The sequence below is a fragment of the Erwinia aphidicola genome (assembly GCF_014773485.1).
Taxonomy (GTDB): Bacteria; Pseudomonadota; Gammaproteobacteria; order Enterobacterales; family Enterobacteriaceae; genus Erwinia; species Erwinia aphidicola.
Map to the genome: position 1 here is coordinate 412,928 of NZ_JACXBP010000003.1, position 15,273 is coordinate 428,200.

Consider the following 15,273-nt stretch of genomic DNA (forward strand, 5'->3'; position numbering starts at 1 on the left):
CGCCGCAACAGCAGGGAGATTACAGCACGCGGCCCAGGGTCTGACGCAGGTGCGCGCCCGCGCCCAGCAGGCCCGGCTGATCGTGAGTGATCATGAAGACCGGAATGCGCGAGGTGTAGTCGCGGAAGCGTCCTTTATCTTCAAACGCCGCACGGAACCCGGAAGCTTTAAAGAACTCCAGGAAACGCGGCACGATGCCACCGGCGATATACACGCCGCCAAAAGTGCCGAGGTTCAGCGCCAGGTTACCGCCAAAACGGCCCATGCAGACGCAGAACATCGACAGCGCGCGGCGGCAGTCGGTGCAGCTGCCGTTGAGCGCCCGCTCGCTGACATCGCGCGGCTTGAGGTTTTCTGGCTCCCGGTCATCTGATTTAACAATCGCCCGATACAGGTTTACCAGCCCGCCGCCGGAGAGAATACGCTCGGCGGAAACGTGGCCGAGTTCAGCGCGCAGCACCTCAAGGATCATATCTTCTTCGTCGCTGTTAGCCGCGAAATCAACGTGGCCGCCCTCGCCCGGCAGGCTCACCCAGCGCTTATCCACGTGGACCAGATGCGCCACGCCGAGCCCGGTGCCCGCGCCATACACGGCAACCGGCTTATCCTGCACTGCCGGTTCGCCGCCGAACTGCAGCACGTCGTCAGGCGACAGCATCGGGATCGCCATCGACACGGCGGTAAAATCGTTGATGATCTCCAGCGACTCGAAGGCCAGGCTGGCTTTCATTTTACTGGTGGAAAATGCCCAGTCATGGTTGGTCATTTCGACCCAGTCTTCCGTGATTGGGCAGGCGATGGCAATACAGCCATGCTTAATGTCCTGCTGCTGTTCATCCAGATAAGCGCGGATAACCGCTTCCAGACTGGCATAATCTGTCGTGGGGAACGTTTTGGCTTGTGAAATAGCACCGGTCTCAACTTCACACAGTGCCAAGCGCGCATTGGTGCCGCCGACATCACCTACCAAAGCATACTTAGTCATTATTGTTTTGCTCCACTTACGTCAATTAGACACACTATAAATTCCCCCCGTTAAAACGACAACGATCAGCGGAAGTAAAACCTACGCGAGCGTTACCTTAACGGGGTTAGTGCTTTTTGCCCACGGGCAACAGTCTGAATTGCGCACTAAATGGCAGTTTAGCTGCTGTTACGCTGATGCAGCGCCTGGGTGACGGCGGCCAGCAGCGGCGGAATGTCCTGCTGCGGCAGCACCACTTCCACCAGCGACAGGCGCGAGTTCCCCTCCAGCAGCTTCATCACTTCCTGCAGCTGCACCGTTTGCGTTACGCGCCAGCTCTGGGCCTGACAATCGACGTTCAGCGCCTGCGGCAGCCGCGTCCAGTCCCAGTGAGCGATATCGTTATAGCGCTGCTCTGCGCCGTGGATAGCACGCTCGACGGTGTAGCCATCATTATTGAGCAGGAAAATCACCGGTTTTTGCCCATCGCGCAGCATCGATCCTATCTCCTGCGCCGTCAGCTGGGCCGAACCGTCACCGATTATCAGCACCACGCGGCGGGCAGGCTCTGCCGTTTGCGCGCCAAAAGCCGCCGGTAATGTGTAGCCGATCGATCCCCACAGCGGCTGAACCAGCAGGCGGGCATCCGGCGGCAGGCGCAGAGAGGCCGCACCGAATGCCGCCGTTCCCTGATCGGCCAGAATGATATCCCCGGGGCGCAGAAACGCCTGAATCAGCGGCCAGAAGCTGTTTTGCGTCAGATTGTCTGAGCAGTCCTCTTCCAGCTGCGGCGGCGCAACAATGCCGCGCTGCCAGCCTGCACCATGCTTACGTGCCAGCTGGTGCAGCACTTCCAGCGCAGTCGCCATGGGCAGCTCGAATGTCTGGTCACCGATGCGGCTGCGATATAGCCCGACGTCAATGGTTTTTGCGCTGTCGATCTGCTGAGTAAAGCCAGCGGTAATGGTATCGGTATAGATTACCCCCACGGTAACCAGCACGTCGCTCTGCTCGATCACCTGTCGAGTGTGTGGAGCACTGGAGGCCCCGGCATAGGTGCCGGCAAAGCCATGCAGCGTTTCCGGCAGCAGGCTTTTTCCCATCAGCAGCGTGGCAAATGGCATCGGCACCTCGCGCAGCCAGCGCACCAGCGGTTGCTGCTGCCCGGCACGATCGGCGAGGAAGTCAGCCAGCAGCACCACGCTGGCGGCCGGGGCCAGCTTCAGCTCTGCGGCATCGGCAAAGGCCGCCCGCTGCGTGCTGTTGTTAGTGACGGGCAGCAATAGCGGGGTTGAAGGCGGTGAAAGCGGGCTTTCTGCCACGTTGGTCGCTAGCAGCAGATAGACCGGGCGATACCCGGTCATCGCGGCAATCAGCACCCGGTCAATCTCTGCGGCCGCGTTCTCTGCCGTCAGCACGCTGCTGGCGACGGAAATTTCCTGATGCATACGCATAAAGTGGCGGAAGTCGCCATCGCCCAGCGTGTGGTGCAGCAGCTCACCCTTATTCTGTGAGGTTTGTGAGGGCGCGCCAACGATATGCACCACCGGCAGATACTCGGCATAGCTGCCCGCCACGCCATTGATGGCGCTCAGTTCACCCACGCCAAAAGTGGTCAATAACGCCGCTGCCCCGCGGCAGCGGGCATAACCATCCGCCGCATAGGCGGCATTAAGCTCGTTGGCACAGCCCACCCAGGCAAGACGTGGATGGTCGATAACGTGGTCAAGAAACTGCAGGTTGTAGTCCCCGGGCACGCCGAACAGATGATCGATACCGATCTCATTTAAACGCGTAAGAAGATAATCCCCAACGGTATAACTGCTCATCATTCGGCTCCTCATGGCGGTATGAATTGAGTATTAGCGATTATTTTCACTCTGTTATAGGAAACTCCTTTGACCGCGTGGCAACAGATCGTTACGCCGTTAAGATTTATCTTTAAGTTGCGATCCATCCCGCTCTTTCACTTAGTGTAACCGTATACACTGCTTTGCTATCCCGCGTCCTTACCGTTTCAATAACAGGATTTACTCATGGTTTATCAAGCAGATGCCCAGCGTTATGAGAAAATGACCTACCACCGCTGCGGGCGCAGCGGCCTGAAACTCCCGGCAATTTCACTGGGTTTATGGCACAACTTTGGCGACAGCACGCGCGTGGATAACAGTCGTGACCTGCTGCGCCATGCTTTTGATAACGGTATCACCCATTTTGATCTGGCCAATAATTACGGTCCGCCTCCTGGCTCGGCCGAGGAGAATTTTGGCCGGATTCTGCGCGAAGATTTTCGCCCGTATCGCGATGAGCTGGTGATCTCCAGCAAGGCGGGTTACACCATGTGGCCAGGACCTTATGGCGACTGGGGTTCGCGCAAATACCTGATTTCCAGCCTGGATCAGAGCCTGCAACGCATGGGGCTGGAGTATGTGGATATCTTCTACCATCACCGCCCGGATCCGGAAACGCCGCTGGAAGAGACCATGGCAGCGCTTGACCATCTGGTGCGCCAGGGCAAAGCGCTGTACGTGGCGCTTTCCAACTACCCGGCAGAGCTGGCCGCGCAGGCGATTGCTATCTTGCAGGATCTCGGCACGCCGTGCCTGATCCACCAGCCGAAATATTCGATGTTTGAGCGCGCACCGGAAGGTGGCTTGCTGGATGTGCTGGCGCAGAAGGGTGTGGGCAGCATTGCCTTCTCCCCGCTGGCCGGTGGTGTGCTGACCGACCGCTATCTCAACGGCATCCCGGAAGATTCCCGTGCCGCCAGCGGCAGCCGTTTCCTCAGCAGCGATCAGCTGACGCCGGAGAAAATGGAGAAGGTTCAGCGCCTGAATGCGCTGGCGCAGCAGCGCGGGCAAAAGCTGTCGCAGATGGCGCTGGCGTGGGTTTTACGCGGCGGCCACGTCACCTCGGTGCTGATTGGCGCCAGTAAAACTGCGCAGATTGATGATGCGGTGCAGATGCTCAACAAGCGTGATTTCAGCGCAGATGAGTTAGCCCGGATAGAGTCAATTCTGGCTTAATCCCGCCATGCGGGCCGACCGGAAGAGAGGGTCGGCCCCAACGAGAATTGCCCCTTTCCCCCCTGCAGAAAAATCCCAATTCGCCGTTTTTGCGCGTTTATCAGAATTCACCAGGCGTTAAGCCAGCAATCTCGTTATATTGTGCTGCTACAGCGGAGAAGGCAGACCGCTGATAAAGGAGATAATATGAAACGCTTATTGCTTGTTGCCACTTTATTGGCAAGTTTGTCCCCGTTGGCGGTACACACAGCTTATGCCGACAGCGCACGTATTACTTTAGCCCCGGGAGTGACGCTGCATTTGGGCGACCGCGACGATCGCGGACGCTACTGGGACGGCGGCCGCTGGCGCGACAACCACTGGTGGCGTAATAATTATCGCTACAATGAAGGGCGCTGGTGGCGACACGAGCAGTGGCGACGCCATGAAGCAGAGCGCCGACATCATGAAAGGGAAAGGGAGCGCCGCTGGCGCGACCACGAGCGCCATCGTGAATGGCGTCACGACCACGGTCGCCATCACGGCCACGACCGTTGGTAACCATCCTGGCGGGTCAGGCATGCCTGACCCCTACGAAAAACATCCATTTGAATGCTGCGGCATAGGCCGCATGCATAACGTTAAGCGTAGGGGCGGCGGCATGCCCCGCCCGGTTTTTTACAAATTCATTCCCATCGATACCAGCAGATACCCATTCAGCACCACCACAACCGCGACGATCAGGCGGCCAACGTTCTGCATCAGGCGCGAGTTCACCATATCCCCCATCAGCTCACGGTTGCCGGTAAAGGCCAGCAGAGGCACCAGCGCCAGCGCAATACCGAAGCTGAGCAGTACCTGGCTCATCACCAGTATCCGCGTGGGTTCCCAGCCTGCCATAATCACAATAAAGGAGGGCAGCATGGTGATCACGCGGCGCACCAGCAGCGGAATATGGAAGTGGATAAAGCCCTGCATCACCACCTGCCCGGCCATGGTGCCGACCACGGTAGAGGACAATCCTGCTGCCAGCAGGCTAAGGCCAAACACCAGCGCGGCGGCTTTACCTAACAGCGGGTCCAGCGTCAGATACGCCTGGTCGAGATCGGCAATCCCGCTGTGGCCGCTAAAGTGGAATGCGGCAGCCGCCGTGGCCATCATCGCCAGATTCACAAAGCCGGCGATAGTCATGGCAATCGCCACATCCAGCTTGGTTGAAGTGTAGCGCTGCTCCCGCGTACCGCCATCGCTGCTGTTCTGCGTCAGCGAGGAGTGCAGGTAGATGACGTGCGGCATAATGGTCGCGCCAAGCACCCCCGCCGCCAGCAGCACGGCATCTGCGGTTGGCAGTGATGGCACCGCCATACCCTGCAGCAGGTCGACCACCTTCGGCTGCGAGAAAAACAGCTCAATCACATAGGCCGCCGCGACAAACAGCAGCAGGCCACCGATCACCAACTCCAGCGGCTTTGAACCACGGCTTTGCAGCATCAGGATCAGAAACGTTGCCACACCGGTGAGCATCGCCCCCTGCAACAGGCTGACGCCAAACACCAGCTTGAAGCCTATCGCCGCGCCGATAAACTCGGCGAGGTCGGTTGCCATGGCGATAATTTCCGCCTGCACCCAGTAAAACCACACCGCCGGGCGCGGAAAACGATCGCGGATATGCTCGGCCAGATTTTTGCCTGTAGCGATACCCAGCTTGGCAGACATCAGCTGGATCACCATCGCCATGATGTTGGCCCAGACAACGACCCACAGCAGGGTGTAACCGTAAGAGGCACCTGCCTGGATATTGGTGGCGAAGTTGCCGGGGTCGATATAGCCAATCGCCGCAATAAAGGCTGGCCCCATCAAGGCAAATTTGATTTTACGACTACTGCGGACGTTCTGCTCCGCAGTGCGGCTTTCCGACATAGCTGTTACCCCTGCTGCTAAACACCTGACAATTATCATGCCTTTAAGTGATAATGATTATCAAGTGCATTTAAAGTGGTTATCTTTATCGCTGTGATAGCCAGCGCTATGAGTTATAGCAATGGCTATACTTTTAGATAAAGTACGGCAACGCCAAAAAATGAGCAACCTTTTTCACTGTAGGGTATCTGGCATTCACTTACCACTTGTGCGGTGATTTTTTCATCGCAATTCAGCCAGGATTGTTTTAATAAAGAGGTCGGTAAGCGCAACTTTACGCGTAAGCTGTTAAAAAAGAGTGAAAACCTGTGACGCCTCAAGCTTTTCTGTAATCTGCTGCAATAGGGAATTGTTATATTGAGGCATAGATCTCGTTTTTCCGGTTCCTGTTACATAGAATGTGCAACGAAATATAACAGCCCTCAAATTTGGAGCAAATATGTCCCGCATTCTTCACTTTGCTTTGGCACTGGTGGTGGTGACTCTGCTGGCCTTGTTAGTCAGCCGTGACCGTAAAAACATCCGTGTCCGCTTTGTCATACAGCTATTGGTGATTGAAGTCGCCCTCGCCTGGTTCTTCCTGAACTCGGAAGTGGGTCTCGGCTTCGTCCAGGGGTTCTCAAATCTGTTCGAAAAATTACTGAAGTACGCGGCGGAAGGGACCAACTTCGTCTTTGGTAATATGAGCGATAAAGGTCTGGCCTTCTTCTGGCTTAATGTGCTGTGCCCTATCGTCTTTATCTCTGCGCTGATCGGCATCCTGCAGCACTTCCGCATTTTGCCCATCGTCATCCGTGCCATCGGTACCGTGCTGTCAAAAATCAACGGCATGGGCAAACTGGAGTCTTTCAACGCCGTCAGTTCTCTGATTTTGGGACAGTCAGAAAACTTTATTGCGTATAAAGATATCCTTGGAAAAATGTCCGAACGCCGCATGTACACCATGGCAGCGACCGCGATGTCGACCGTTTCAATGTCGATTGTCGGCGCCTACATGACCATGCTGCAGCCAAAGTATGTGGTCGCCGCGCTGGTACTCAACATGTTCAGCACCTTTATCGTGCTGTCATTGATCAACCCGTACCGCGTTGATAGCGAAGAAGACCTCAAGCTGGGGAATACCCATCAGGGACAGAGCTTCTTCGAGATGCTGGGCGAATATATCCTCGCCGGTTTCAAAGTGGCAGTGATCGTGGCAGCGATGCTGATTGGCTTTATCGCCCTGATCTCCGGGATTAACGCGCTGTTCGACTTTATTTTCGGTATCAGCTTCCAGGGCATTCTTGGCTATGTCTTCTTCCCGTTCGCGTGGGTGATGGGCGTGCCGGCTCATGAAGCGCTGCAGGTCGGCAGCATCATGGCGACCAAACTGGTATCAAACGAGTTTGTGGCAATGATGGATCTGCAAAAAATCGCCGGTACGCTGTCACCGCGTGGTGAAGGCATCCTGTCGGTGTTCCTGGTATCGTTTGCTAACTTCTCCTCGATCGGTATCGTGGCGGGTGCCATCAAAGGCCTGCATGAAGAGCAGGGCAACGTGGTTTCCCGCTTTGGCCTGAAGCTGCTGTACGGCTCAACGCTGGTCAGCGTGCTGTCAGCCTCGATTACGGGTCTGGTGCTGTAATAGGTTTGCGGGCTGACCGAAAAAAAGGTCAGCCCTGTGCCAAATCCCCCTTAGATTCACAACGGTACCGCCAGGTGCTCGCGCAGCGTTTTCCCCTGATACTCCTTTCTAAAGGCCCCGCGCCGCTGTAACTCCGGCACCACGTAATCGGCAAAATCATTCAGTGACGCAGGCATATCGGCCGGCATCAGCACAAATCCATCGCAGGCCCTCTCCTCTACCCAGCGAATCATCTCGTCAGCTATCGAGCGTGGTGTGCCCACCAGCAGCGGGAATGAGGCACTGGCGGCGTAGGTTTTCGCCACCTGCGCCAGCGTCTTCCCTTCCTGCCGCGCCTGCCTGATCACATATTCAAAGCGCCCTTTGCTGCCGCTGATCTGCGCAAAGATATCCGGGAACAGCTCATCAGGGTCATGCTGTGACAGATCGTAATTCATGCTGGCCGACATAAAGCTCAGGCCCGCCAGCGGGTTAACCAGTTCGTCCAGCTCACGGCGTTTCTCTTCAGCCGCCCGCTGCGTGGCGGCCACCACTGGCATAATTCCCGGCAGCACTTTGCAGGCGGCGGGCGGGCGACCGTGCAGGGCCATCTGCTGTTTGAACTGCTGATAGAACAGCTGCGCGCGCGCCAGCTCGGGCTGCACGGTAAAGATCACCTCCGCCAGCCGGGTCGCCACCTGCTGGAAATCCGCCGAGACGCCCGCAAGGATCTGCACCGGCCTGCCCTGCGGCGGCTGGCTGACCGTCAGCGGACCTTTGATTTGAAAATGTTCGCCGTGGAAATGGCTGTAGCTGACCTTGCTGGCATCGACATACACGCCGCTGGCTTTATCGGCCACGCGCGCGCCGGGTTGCCAGCTCGCCATCAGCAGCTGCACCGCGTCGATAAACTCGGCCGCGCGCTGATAACGTTCGCCGTGCGGGGGCAGCTGCTGGCGGCTGAAGTTGTGCGCTTCGCCGTCGTTAGTCGACGTCACCGCATTCCAGGCGGCGCGCCCGTGGCTGAAGTGATCGAGGGTCGCCAGCGTGCGCGCCGCGTGAAACGGTTCGCCATAGGTGGTCGACAGCGTGCCCCCCAGCCCGATGCGGCGGGTGAACAGGCTGAGCGCGGTCAGCAGCGCCATCGGTTCCGGGCGCGCATAGCCGGGACGATACTGCACGGTAGTGGCGATGTCCGCACCGTAGATATCATCGATCGACAGCTTATCGGCAATAAAGGCGAAGTCGAATTTTGCTGCCTCGGCCTTCTGCACCAGCTTCAGCCAGGTTTCCAGCTGCATCGGGTCCGGGTTTTCGGCGTCAGGATGGCGCCAGCCGCCCGCATGCAGCCCGGTGTCGCTCAGGTAGAGTGCCAGGTGCATAACTATTTCCCCGCCGATAAGGAGAGATCGATAAACGATTCGGCCTTGAGCGGTTTCGGGATCAGGCCATTTTTCGCGTAGAAATCAGCGGTATTTTGCTGGATAGCCAGCACCTGCGCCTTATCGCTGACCACCGTGTTGATCTCACGCTTCACCTTTTGCAGCGCGACTTCCTGCGGGATGCGCAGCAGCTTAGCAATTGACGCGGCGTACTCCTGCGGATGCTGTGCCCCCCAGGCCCGTGCGCGCGTCAGCCGCTGGCTGAAGTCCGACAGCTCGCTGCGCCTGGCGGCAATCGCGCTGTTGCTGGCGACCAGGTAGTTGAGCGCCGGGTAATCTTTGCCGTCAGCAATAATCTGCGCGCCGGACTGCTGGGTGGCGAACGAGACGTAAGGCTCCCAGGTGGAAACCGCATCCACCCCGCCCTGATCCAGCACCAGCGTGGCCTCTGCCGGGGTCGTGAACACAAAATTGACCGCTTTGACCGCGACGCCAGCGCGTTCCAGTACCTGCAGCGCCAGATTATGGCCCGACGAACCTTTGACGGTGGCAATGCGCTTGCCCGCCAGCTGCTGTGGCGTGGTGATAGCACTGCCCTTTTTGACGATAATCGCGTTACCCGCATACTGAGTGGCAAGAATGCCTTTGGCATCCAGGCCGGCGGCCACGGCAAAAGTGAGCGGTGCATCGCCGACCGAACCGGCATCAATCGAGCCGGCGCGCATCGCTTCCAGCAGCGGAGCGGCATTGGCAAATTCGTGCCAGTCGAGCGTATACGGCAGATTGTTCAGCTCGCCAGCGGCTTCAAGGATGGCACGGGCATTGCCGCGCTGATCGCCGACCGACAGCGTGGCGGCAAAGCTGGTGGAGCTGACGGCGGCCAGCAGCAGGGAAACAGGAAGCAGATAGCGTGATTTCATCGGGTGTCTCAGCAAGAGGAAAAAACTGAGACTAGCACCGCGCTGTTTATAATCTGAACGCATTTTATCGGCAATAAATATGCATAATGAGCATATTAAATTCCGCAACGGGCCATTATGCTGACGTTTTTTACTGCTGGAAAACTGCGATGAAACTGGAAGATCTTCACGCCTTTGTCACCCTTGTGCAGCTGCAGTCCACGCAGCAGACCGCCAGCCGACTCGGGCTGACTCAGCCTGCCGTGACGCGACGGGTGCAAAACTTTGAGGAGGCGCTCGGCGTGCTGCTGCTGGACCGCCAGACCAAACCGCTGAAACCGACCGCGCTTGGCCTGCTGGTGTATCAGCAGTGCAAGCGCATCGCCGCTGAAGTAGAGGCCCTGACGCAGCTGGTCTCTGGTGATGCCGCCCCGCAGGGCGTGCTGCGCTTTGGCCTGCCGCACAGTCTGACCGATGATAGCCTGCTTCCGGTGCTGGCCGCCGTGCAGCAGCGCTACCCCGATTTACAGCCACGCCTGAGCAGCGGCTGGGGTAATCAGCTACTGCAGCAGCTGGATCAGGCCCAGCTGGATGCCGCCCTGCTGCTGTTCCCGGCGGGGAAAGTCTTTGCCGGTGGATTGCAGGCGCGCGGTCTGGGCGCCGTGCCGCTGGTGGTGGTGGCCGCCGATGATGGACAGCCGCTGCCGCGCACGCTGGCGCAGTGCTATGCCCGGGGCTGGATCCTCAATCCGGACGGCTGCGGTTTTCGTGCCACAATTGCCCGCGCGCTGGCGGACCAGGGGTTGCCGCTTCAGCTGAATATGGAAGTTCAGGGCACCGCGCTGCAGCTGGGGTTAATTGCCGGGGGCAGCGGGCTGGGCATTTTGCCACGCATGCTGCTGCCGCGTGCCGCAAATCAGCAGCGGGTGCGGGAAGTCCCGCTGCAGGACTTCAGCCCGCAAAGCGAGCTGTGGCTGGTGCATCCGGCGCTCCCGGCCAGCCACCAGGCCGCCGTCAATCTGTTCGCCACGACGCTGGCGGCTGGATTTGGCCTCAGCGAGCATTGCTGATTTTTATATTAACAACGAAGAATTATGAATTTCACACATAGTGTTTTCAGCTTTAGGGTTGGCTCTCACCCCGCCAGTGCGCGGCGTTCACCACGGAGAGCACAGCATGAGCATTCAGTTCCTCGGTATGATTGGCCACCGCCTGGCCTCGGAAACCCTTAGCGCCAGCGGCCCGGTGTTTAACAAACAGTACATTGCCGACTTCGCCCGCGCCCACGAAGACGCGGGGTTTGACCGCATTCTGATCGGCTACTGGTCCGATCAACCGGACGGTTTTCTGGTCACCGCCCATGCGGCGGCCAGTACCTCAACGCTGAAGTTTTTACTGGCGCATCGTCCCGGCTTCGTCTCGCCAACGCTGGCGGCGCGCAAGCTGGCGACGCTTGACCAGTTAACCGACGGCCGCCTGGCGGTGCATATCATCAGCGGCGGCAGCGATGCCGAGCAGCGCCGCGACGGTGACTATCTGAATAAAACCCAGCGCTATGCGCGCACCGACGACTTCCTCAGCGTGCTGAACAGCAGCCTGACCTCCGCGCAGCCTTACGATCATCAGGGCGAGTATTATCAGGCGGAGCAGGCATTTTCGGCGGTAAAGCCCGTGCAGGGTAAGCTGCCGATCTATTTTGGCGGTTCCTCCGACGAAGCGATCGCCGTGGCAGCTCGTCACGCCGATGTGTTTGCGCTCTGGGGAGAGCCGCTGAAAGGCGCAGCGGAAACCGTGCGCACCGTGCGCGCCGCGGCCGCCCGCCACGGGCGTGAGATCGGTTTTAATATCTCCTTCCGCCCGATTATTGCCGCCACGGAAAAAGAAGCCTGGGAGAAAGCGGAATATATCCGCGAAGAGGCGCGCAAAAGGCTGCATGAGAGCGGCCACAATTTTGGCTCCACCAAGCCGCAAAGCGTGGGGGCGCAGCGCCTGATGGCCGCCGCCAGTGAAGGTGAGCGTCTCGACAGCGTGCTGTGGACCGGCATCGCACAGCTGGTCGGCGGCGGCTATAACTCCACCTCCCTGGTCGGCACGCCGGATCAGGTGTCTGATGCGCTACTCAAATATTACGATCTCGGCATTGAGAGCGTGCTGATACGCGGCTTCGACCCGCTCAATGACGCGCTGGAGTATGGCCGCGAGCTGATCCCCCTGACGCGGGAAAAAGTGGCGGCTCGCCGCGTGGCAAGGAGCGCCTGATGAGACGTCATGCACTTTACGCCCTGCTGCTGGCGGCGGTGGCGACCTCGGCACTGGCGGCGGAAAAAGTCACGCTGCGGCTGGGCGATGTCAAAGGCGACCGCTTTATCTCGCTGCGCGCCTTGGGACAGCTCAATAATCTGCCTTACGAGCTCAAGCTCAGCTCGTTTGATTCCGGTGCGCCGGTGCAGGAAGCGCTCAATGCCGGAGCGCTTGACGTTGGCTTTACCGGCGACCTGCCGTTTCTGTTCGTCTATGCCGCCGGCGCGCCGGTGAAAGCGGTCGGTGCCTGGCAGAATAACGCCGACAGCATCGCCCTGCTGGCCCGCCCCGGCAGCGGCATCCACAGCCTGCAAGATCTGAAAGGTAAGCAGATTGCGGTCAATCGCGGCGGCTGGGGGCACTTTCTGCTGCTTGGCCTGCTGGAGCGTGCCGGACTGAAACCGCAGGATGTCAGGATGCGCTTCCTTGGGCCGGTGGACGGGCGCGCCGCGCTGGCGACCGGATCGGTTGATGCCTGGGCCACCTGGGAGCCGTATGTCTCCTCCGCTATCGTGGTCGACCACGCCGTGCTGGTACCGCAGGGCGGCGGCAAGGGCATTCTTTCCGGTTACTCCTATGCGCTGGCGCGTGAAGAGGCGCTGAAAGAGAGCGGTAAACGCCAGGCTATTAGTGACCTGCTGGCAAGGCTGGCGAAAGCGCAAATCTGGGCACAGCAGCATCCGCAACAGTTTGCGCAGGCACTGAGTCAATCACTCAACATGCCGGTCAGCATTACCCAGCGCTGGATCGCCTCCGCGCAGATCCGCCCGACCCATTTTAATCCGCAGCTGGCGGCAACGCTGCAAAAGTCAGCGGACTTCTTCTATCGCTATAAGGTACTGCCAAAAGCCATCGATGTGCATAACGCCTTCGATTATTCGCTGGCCGACGCGGCCAACCGCATCGCCGCCGGGGAGAAACCCCATGAGTAATCCACAACGACTGCGCACCTTTCTCGCCGGGCTGGCGAGCCTGCTCGATGAGAAGCCGCAGCAGCAGGAGATCCTGCTGCACGGCAGTGCACTGCTTAAAGAGCTGGTGCGCGTTGATGACTGGCTGCCCGATGAGTTCGCCCAGCCCGATCCCGCGCGCTACCAGCAATACTTGCTGTATGCCGACGCGCAGCAGCGCTTTTCGGTGGTGAGCTTTGTCTGGGGGCCGGGCCAGACCACGCCGGTACACGATCACCGCGTCTGGGGGCTGATCGGCATGCTGCGCGGTGCCGAAGTTTCGCAAGGCTATCGCCTGACGGAAAGCGGCCTGCAACCCGACGGGCAGGCTGTGCGGCTGGAGCCAGGTACGGTTGAGGCGGTGTCGCCGCAGGTGGGCGATATCCACCGCGTCAGCAATGCATGGAGTGACCGCACCTCGGTCAGCATTCACGTCTACGGCGGCAATATCGGCGGCGTGCGCCGGGCGGTCTACCTTGATGACGGCAGTGAAAAACCGTTTATTTCCGGCTACAACAACACGCATTTACCAAATATCTGGGATCTCTCACATGACTGAATTCAATCCGCTTACCCGCGACTATCATCAGCTGCGCCACGCGCTGCTTAATCACCAGGAGGTGGCGCTGGTCGATGTACGCGAAGAGGCCGACTACGCCAGCGGGCACCCGCTGTTCGCGGTGAATATCGCGTACTCCAAATTGGATATCGAAATCCTTAACCGCATTCCACGGCTGAATACCCCGGTGACGCTGTATGACAATGGCAGCGGGCTGGCGCGGGCTGCGGCGCTCAGGCTGCACGAGCTTGGCTATCAGGATATTGCCCTGCTGGCGGGCGATCTGGCAGGCTGGCGCGAAGCCGGAGGCGAACTGTTCATCGACGTCAATTCGCCATGCAAAGCGTTTGGCGAGCTGGTCGAAAGCCGCGCCGCAACCCCTTCACTCAGTGCCGAAGAGGTCGATGCACTGCTTCGCAGCGGCAAACCGGTGGTGGTGCTCGACGCGCGCCGCTTTGATGAGTACCAGACCATGAGCATTCCCGGCAGCATCAGCGTGCCGGGCGGCGAGCTGGCGCTGCGCGTGCGCGATCTCACCCCTTCACCGGAAACCACTATTATTGTTAACTGCGCCGGACGCACGCGCAGCATTATCGGCACGCAGTCGCTGGTCAACGCCGGCGTGCGTAACCCGCTTTTCGCCCTGCGCAACGGCACCATCGGCTGGACGCTGGCCGGCCTGGCGCTGGAGCACGGACAGTCACGCCAGTATGCAGGCACCAGCGATACCGCGCGAGTGCAGGCGGCGCGCCAGGCGAGGACGCTGGCAGATAAAGCCGGCGTGCAGCGCACCACGCTGAAAGAAGTACAGCTGTGGCAGCGCCAGCAGCAGCACAGCGTATATCTGTTTGATGTGCGCGCCGCCAGCGAATACGAACACGGCCATCTGCCGGGCAGCCGTCATGTGCCCGGTGGCCAGCTGGTGCAGGAGACGGACCACTATGCCAGCGTGCGCGGCGCGTGGATTGTGCTAATCGACGATGACGGCGTGCGTGCCAACAGCACCGGCTCGTGGCTGGCACAGCTGGGCTGGCAGGTGTGGGTGCTGGACGACCTCTGCGCGCAGGATTTCAGCGCCAGCGGCGGCTGGGCACCGCTTATCCCACCTCTGCCAGCTCAGCAGGAAGTTGAACCGCATCAGTTGGCCAACTGGCTTGCAGAGGGCGATACGCAGGTGCTGGATTTCACCACCAGCGCCAATTACGTCAACGCGCATATTCCCGGTGCGGCCTGGCTTCAGCGCTCGGCACTGACGCAGCAGGGGGCGGCCATTCTGCCCGCCGCGCAGCGTTACGTGGTGACCTGCGGCAGCAGTATGCTGGCACGCTATGCAGTGGCACAGCTGGAAGCGCTGACGGGTAAAGCGGTTATCGTGCTGAAGGGCGGAAATACGGCATGGAAGGCGGCGGGATTGCCGGTGGAAGCTGGGGAAACAGCCCTGCTGCTGCCGCGCATCGATCGCTATCGCCGCCCTTATGAGGGTACGGATAACTCCGCCGAGGCTATGCAGGCGTATCTCGATTGGGAGTATGGTCTGGTGGCGCAGCTGGAGCGCGACGGCACGCATGGGTTTAGCGTGCTGACGGCGTAAAATTCGTCGCGTCGCTATGCCGAAACAGGGGGCGGGCGTACGTCCAGACCGACCGCGACAGCGGTTTCTGGCCGGTAGCTGTAGGGGCGGCTTGCCTGC

At 59.5% G+C, this 15,273-nt stretch carries 13 protein-coding genes; 8 read left to right on the forward strand and 5 right to left on the reverse strand.

The genetic code is table 11. The features are described from left to right. Positions 1-19 precede the first annotated feature (19 nt). On the reverse strand, positions 20-985 hold the full coding sequence (glk, locus tag ID864_RS09155; RefSeq protein WP_048915294.1) for a glucokinase: 966 nt from the start codon (positions 983-985) through the stop codon (positions 20-22). A gap of 158 nt (positions 986-1,143) precedes the next feature. Beyond that, positions 1,144-2,793, reverse strand: coding sequence for an alpha-keto acid decarboxylase family protein (locus ID864_RS09160; protein WP_191149795.1), 1,650 nt, complete (start codon positions 2,791-2,793; stop codon positions 1,144-1,146). A gap of 207 nt (positions 2,794-3,000) precedes the next feature. On the opposite strand from ID864_RS09160, the gene mgrA reads away from it, so the two are divergent. After that, on the forward strand, positions 3,001-3,990 hold the full coding sequence (gene mgrA / locus ID864_RS09165; RefSeq protein ID WP_099754677.1) for an L-glyceraldehyde 3-phosphate reductase: 990 nt from the start codon (positions 3,001-3,003) through the stop codon (positions 3,988-3,990). Positions 3,991-4,176: 186 nt separating this feature from the next. Beyond that, positions 4,177-4,530: a DUF2502 domain-containing protein gene (locus tag ID864_RS09170; RefSeq protein WP_099754678.1), complete on the forward strand. Its 354-nt coding sequence runs from the start codon at positions 4,177-4,179 to the stop codon at positions 4,528-4,530. Between the two features lie 117 nt (positions 4,531-4,647). On the opposite strand, the gene ID864_RS09175 is transcribed toward ID864_RS09170, so the two are convergent. Beyond that, the gene (locus ID864_RS09175) at positions 4,648-5,889 is read right to left on the reverse strand and encodes an Nramp family divalent metal transporter (protein WP_191149753.1); all 1,242 of its coding nucleotides are present in this window, start codon (positions 5,887-5,889) and stop codon (positions 4,648-4,650) included. A 439-nt stretch (positions 5,890-6,328) separates the two neighbouring features. Between ID864_RS09175 and ID864_RS09180 the strand changes: the two genes are divergently transcribed. Continuing rightward, positions 6,329-7,513, forward strand: a complete 1,185-nt coding sequence (locus tag ID864_RS09180) for a NupC/NupG family nucleoside CNT transporter (RefSeq protein ID WP_048915289.1) — start codon at positions 6,329-6,331, stop codon at positions 7,511-7,513. A 56-nt stretch (positions 7,514-7,569) separates the two neighbouring features. On the opposite strand, the gene ID864_RS09185 is transcribed toward ID864_RS09180, so the two are convergent. Next, positions 7,570-8,874, reverse strand: a complete 1,305-nt coding sequence (locus ID864_RS09185; protein ID WP_048915288.1) for an LLM class flavin-dependent oxidoreductase — start codon at positions 8,872-8,874, stop codon at positions 7,570-7,572. A 2-nt stretch (positions 8,875-8,876) separates the two neighbouring features. Next, entirely contained in the window at positions 8,877-9,794 is a 918-nt protein-coding gene (locus ID864_RS09190; protein ID WP_191149754.1) for an aliphatic sulfonate ABC transporter substrate-binding protein, read from the reverse strand. Positions 9,795-9,943: 149 nt separating this feature from the next. Here ID864_RS09190 and ID864_RS09195 point away from each other — a divergent pair, with 149 nt between their 5' ends. The 5 genes from ID864_RS09195 (at position 9,944) to ID864_RS09215 (ending at position 15,174) form a co-directional block, all read left to right on the forward strand. Next, positions 9,944-10,843, forward strand: a complete 900-nt coding sequence (locus ID864_RS09195) for a LysR family transcriptional regulator (protein ID WP_191149755.1) — start codon at positions 9,944-9,946, stop codon at positions 10,841-10,843. A 106-nt stretch (positions 10,844-10,949) separates the two neighbouring features. Continuing rightward, positions 10,950-12,032, forward strand: coding sequence for an LLM class flavin-dependent oxidoreductase (locus tag ID864_RS09200; RefSeq protein ID WP_099755188.1), 1,083 nt, complete (start codon positions 10,950-10,952; stop codon positions 12,030-12,032). Continuing rightward, positions 12,032-13,006, forward strand: a complete 975-nt coding sequence (locus ID864_RS09205) for an ABC transporter substrate-binding protein (protein WP_191149756.1) — start codon at positions 12,032-12,034, stop codon at positions 13,004-13,006. The genes ID864_RS09200 and ID864_RS09205 overlap by 1 nt, the downstream gene beginning before the upstream one ends. Beyond that, positions 12,999-13,583: a cysteine dioxygenase family protein gene (locus tag ID864_RS09210; RefSeq protein WP_099755190.1), complete on the forward strand. Its 585-nt coding sequence runs from the start codon at positions 12,999-13,001 to the stop codon at positions 13,581-13,583. Before ID864_RS09205 ends, ID864_RS09210 begins: the two co-directional genes overlap by 8 nt. Then, positions 13,576-15,174: a rhodanese homology domain-containing protein gene (locus ID864_RS09215; RefSeq protein WP_191149757.1), complete on the forward strand. Its 1,599-nt coding sequence runs from the start codon at positions 13,576-13,578 to the stop codon at positions 15,172-15,174. The genes ID864_RS09210 and ID864_RS09215 overlap by 8 nt, the downstream gene beginning before the upstream one ends. Positions 15,175-15,273 lie beyond the last annotated feature (99 nt).

What these genes read in the sequence shown, in the direction of transcription:
- glk (WP_048915294.1), bottom strand. Translation starts at nt 985, where the DNA reads ATGACTAAGTATGCTTTGGTAGGTGATGTCGGCGGCACCAATGCGCGC.
- ID864_RS09160 (WP_191149795.1), bottom strand. Translation starts at nt 2,793, where the DNA reads ATGAGCAGTTATACCGTTGGGGATTATCTTCTTACGCGTTTAAATGAG.
- mgrA (WP_099754677.1), top strand. Translation starts at nt 3,001, where the DNA reads ATGGTTTATCAAGCAGATGCCCAGCGTTATGAGAAAATGACCTACCAC.
- ID864_RS09170 (WP_099754678.1), top strand. Translation starts at nt 4,177, where the DNA reads ATGAAACGCTTATTGCTTGTTGCCACTTTATTGGCAAGTTTGTCCCCG.
- ID864_RS09175 (WP_191149753.1), bottom strand. Translation starts at nt 5,889, where the DNA reads ATGTCGGAAAGCCGCACTGCGGAGCAGAACGTCCGCAGTAGTCGTAAA.
- ID864_RS09180 (WP_048915289.1), top strand. Translation starts at nt 6,329, where the DNA reads ATGTCCCGCATTCTTCACTTTGCTTTGGCACTGGTGGTGGTGACTCTG.
- ID864_RS09185 (WP_048915288.1), bottom strand. Translation starts at nt 8,874, where the DNA reads ATGCACCTGGCACTCTACCTGAGCGACACCGGGCTGCATGCGGGCGGC.
- ID864_RS09190 (WP_191149754.1), bottom strand. Translation starts at nt 9,794, where the DNA reads ATGAAATCACGCTATCTGCTTCCTGTTTCCCTGCTGCTGGCCGCCGTC.
- ID864_RS09195 (WP_191149755.1), top strand. Translation starts at nt 9,944, where the DNA reads ATGAAACTGGAAGATCTTCACGCCTTTGTCACCCTTGTGCAGCTGCAG.
- ID864_RS09200 (WP_099755188.1), top strand. Translation starts at nt 10,950, where the DNA reads ATGAGCATTCAGTTCCTCGGTATGATTGGCCACCGCCTGGCCTCGGAA.
- ID864_RS09205 (WP_191149756.1), top strand. Translation starts at nt 12,032, where the DNA reads ATGAGACGTCATGCACTTTACGCCCTGCTGCTGGCGGCGGTGGCGACC.
- ID864_RS09210 (WP_099755190.1), top strand. Translation starts at nt 12,999, where the DNA reads ATGAGTAATCCACAACGACTGCGCACCTTTCTCGCCGGGCTGGCGAGC.
- ID864_RS09215 (WP_191149757.1), top strand. Translation starts at nt 13,576, where the DNA reads ATGACTGAATTCAATCCGCTTACCCGCGACTATCATCAGCTGCGCCAC.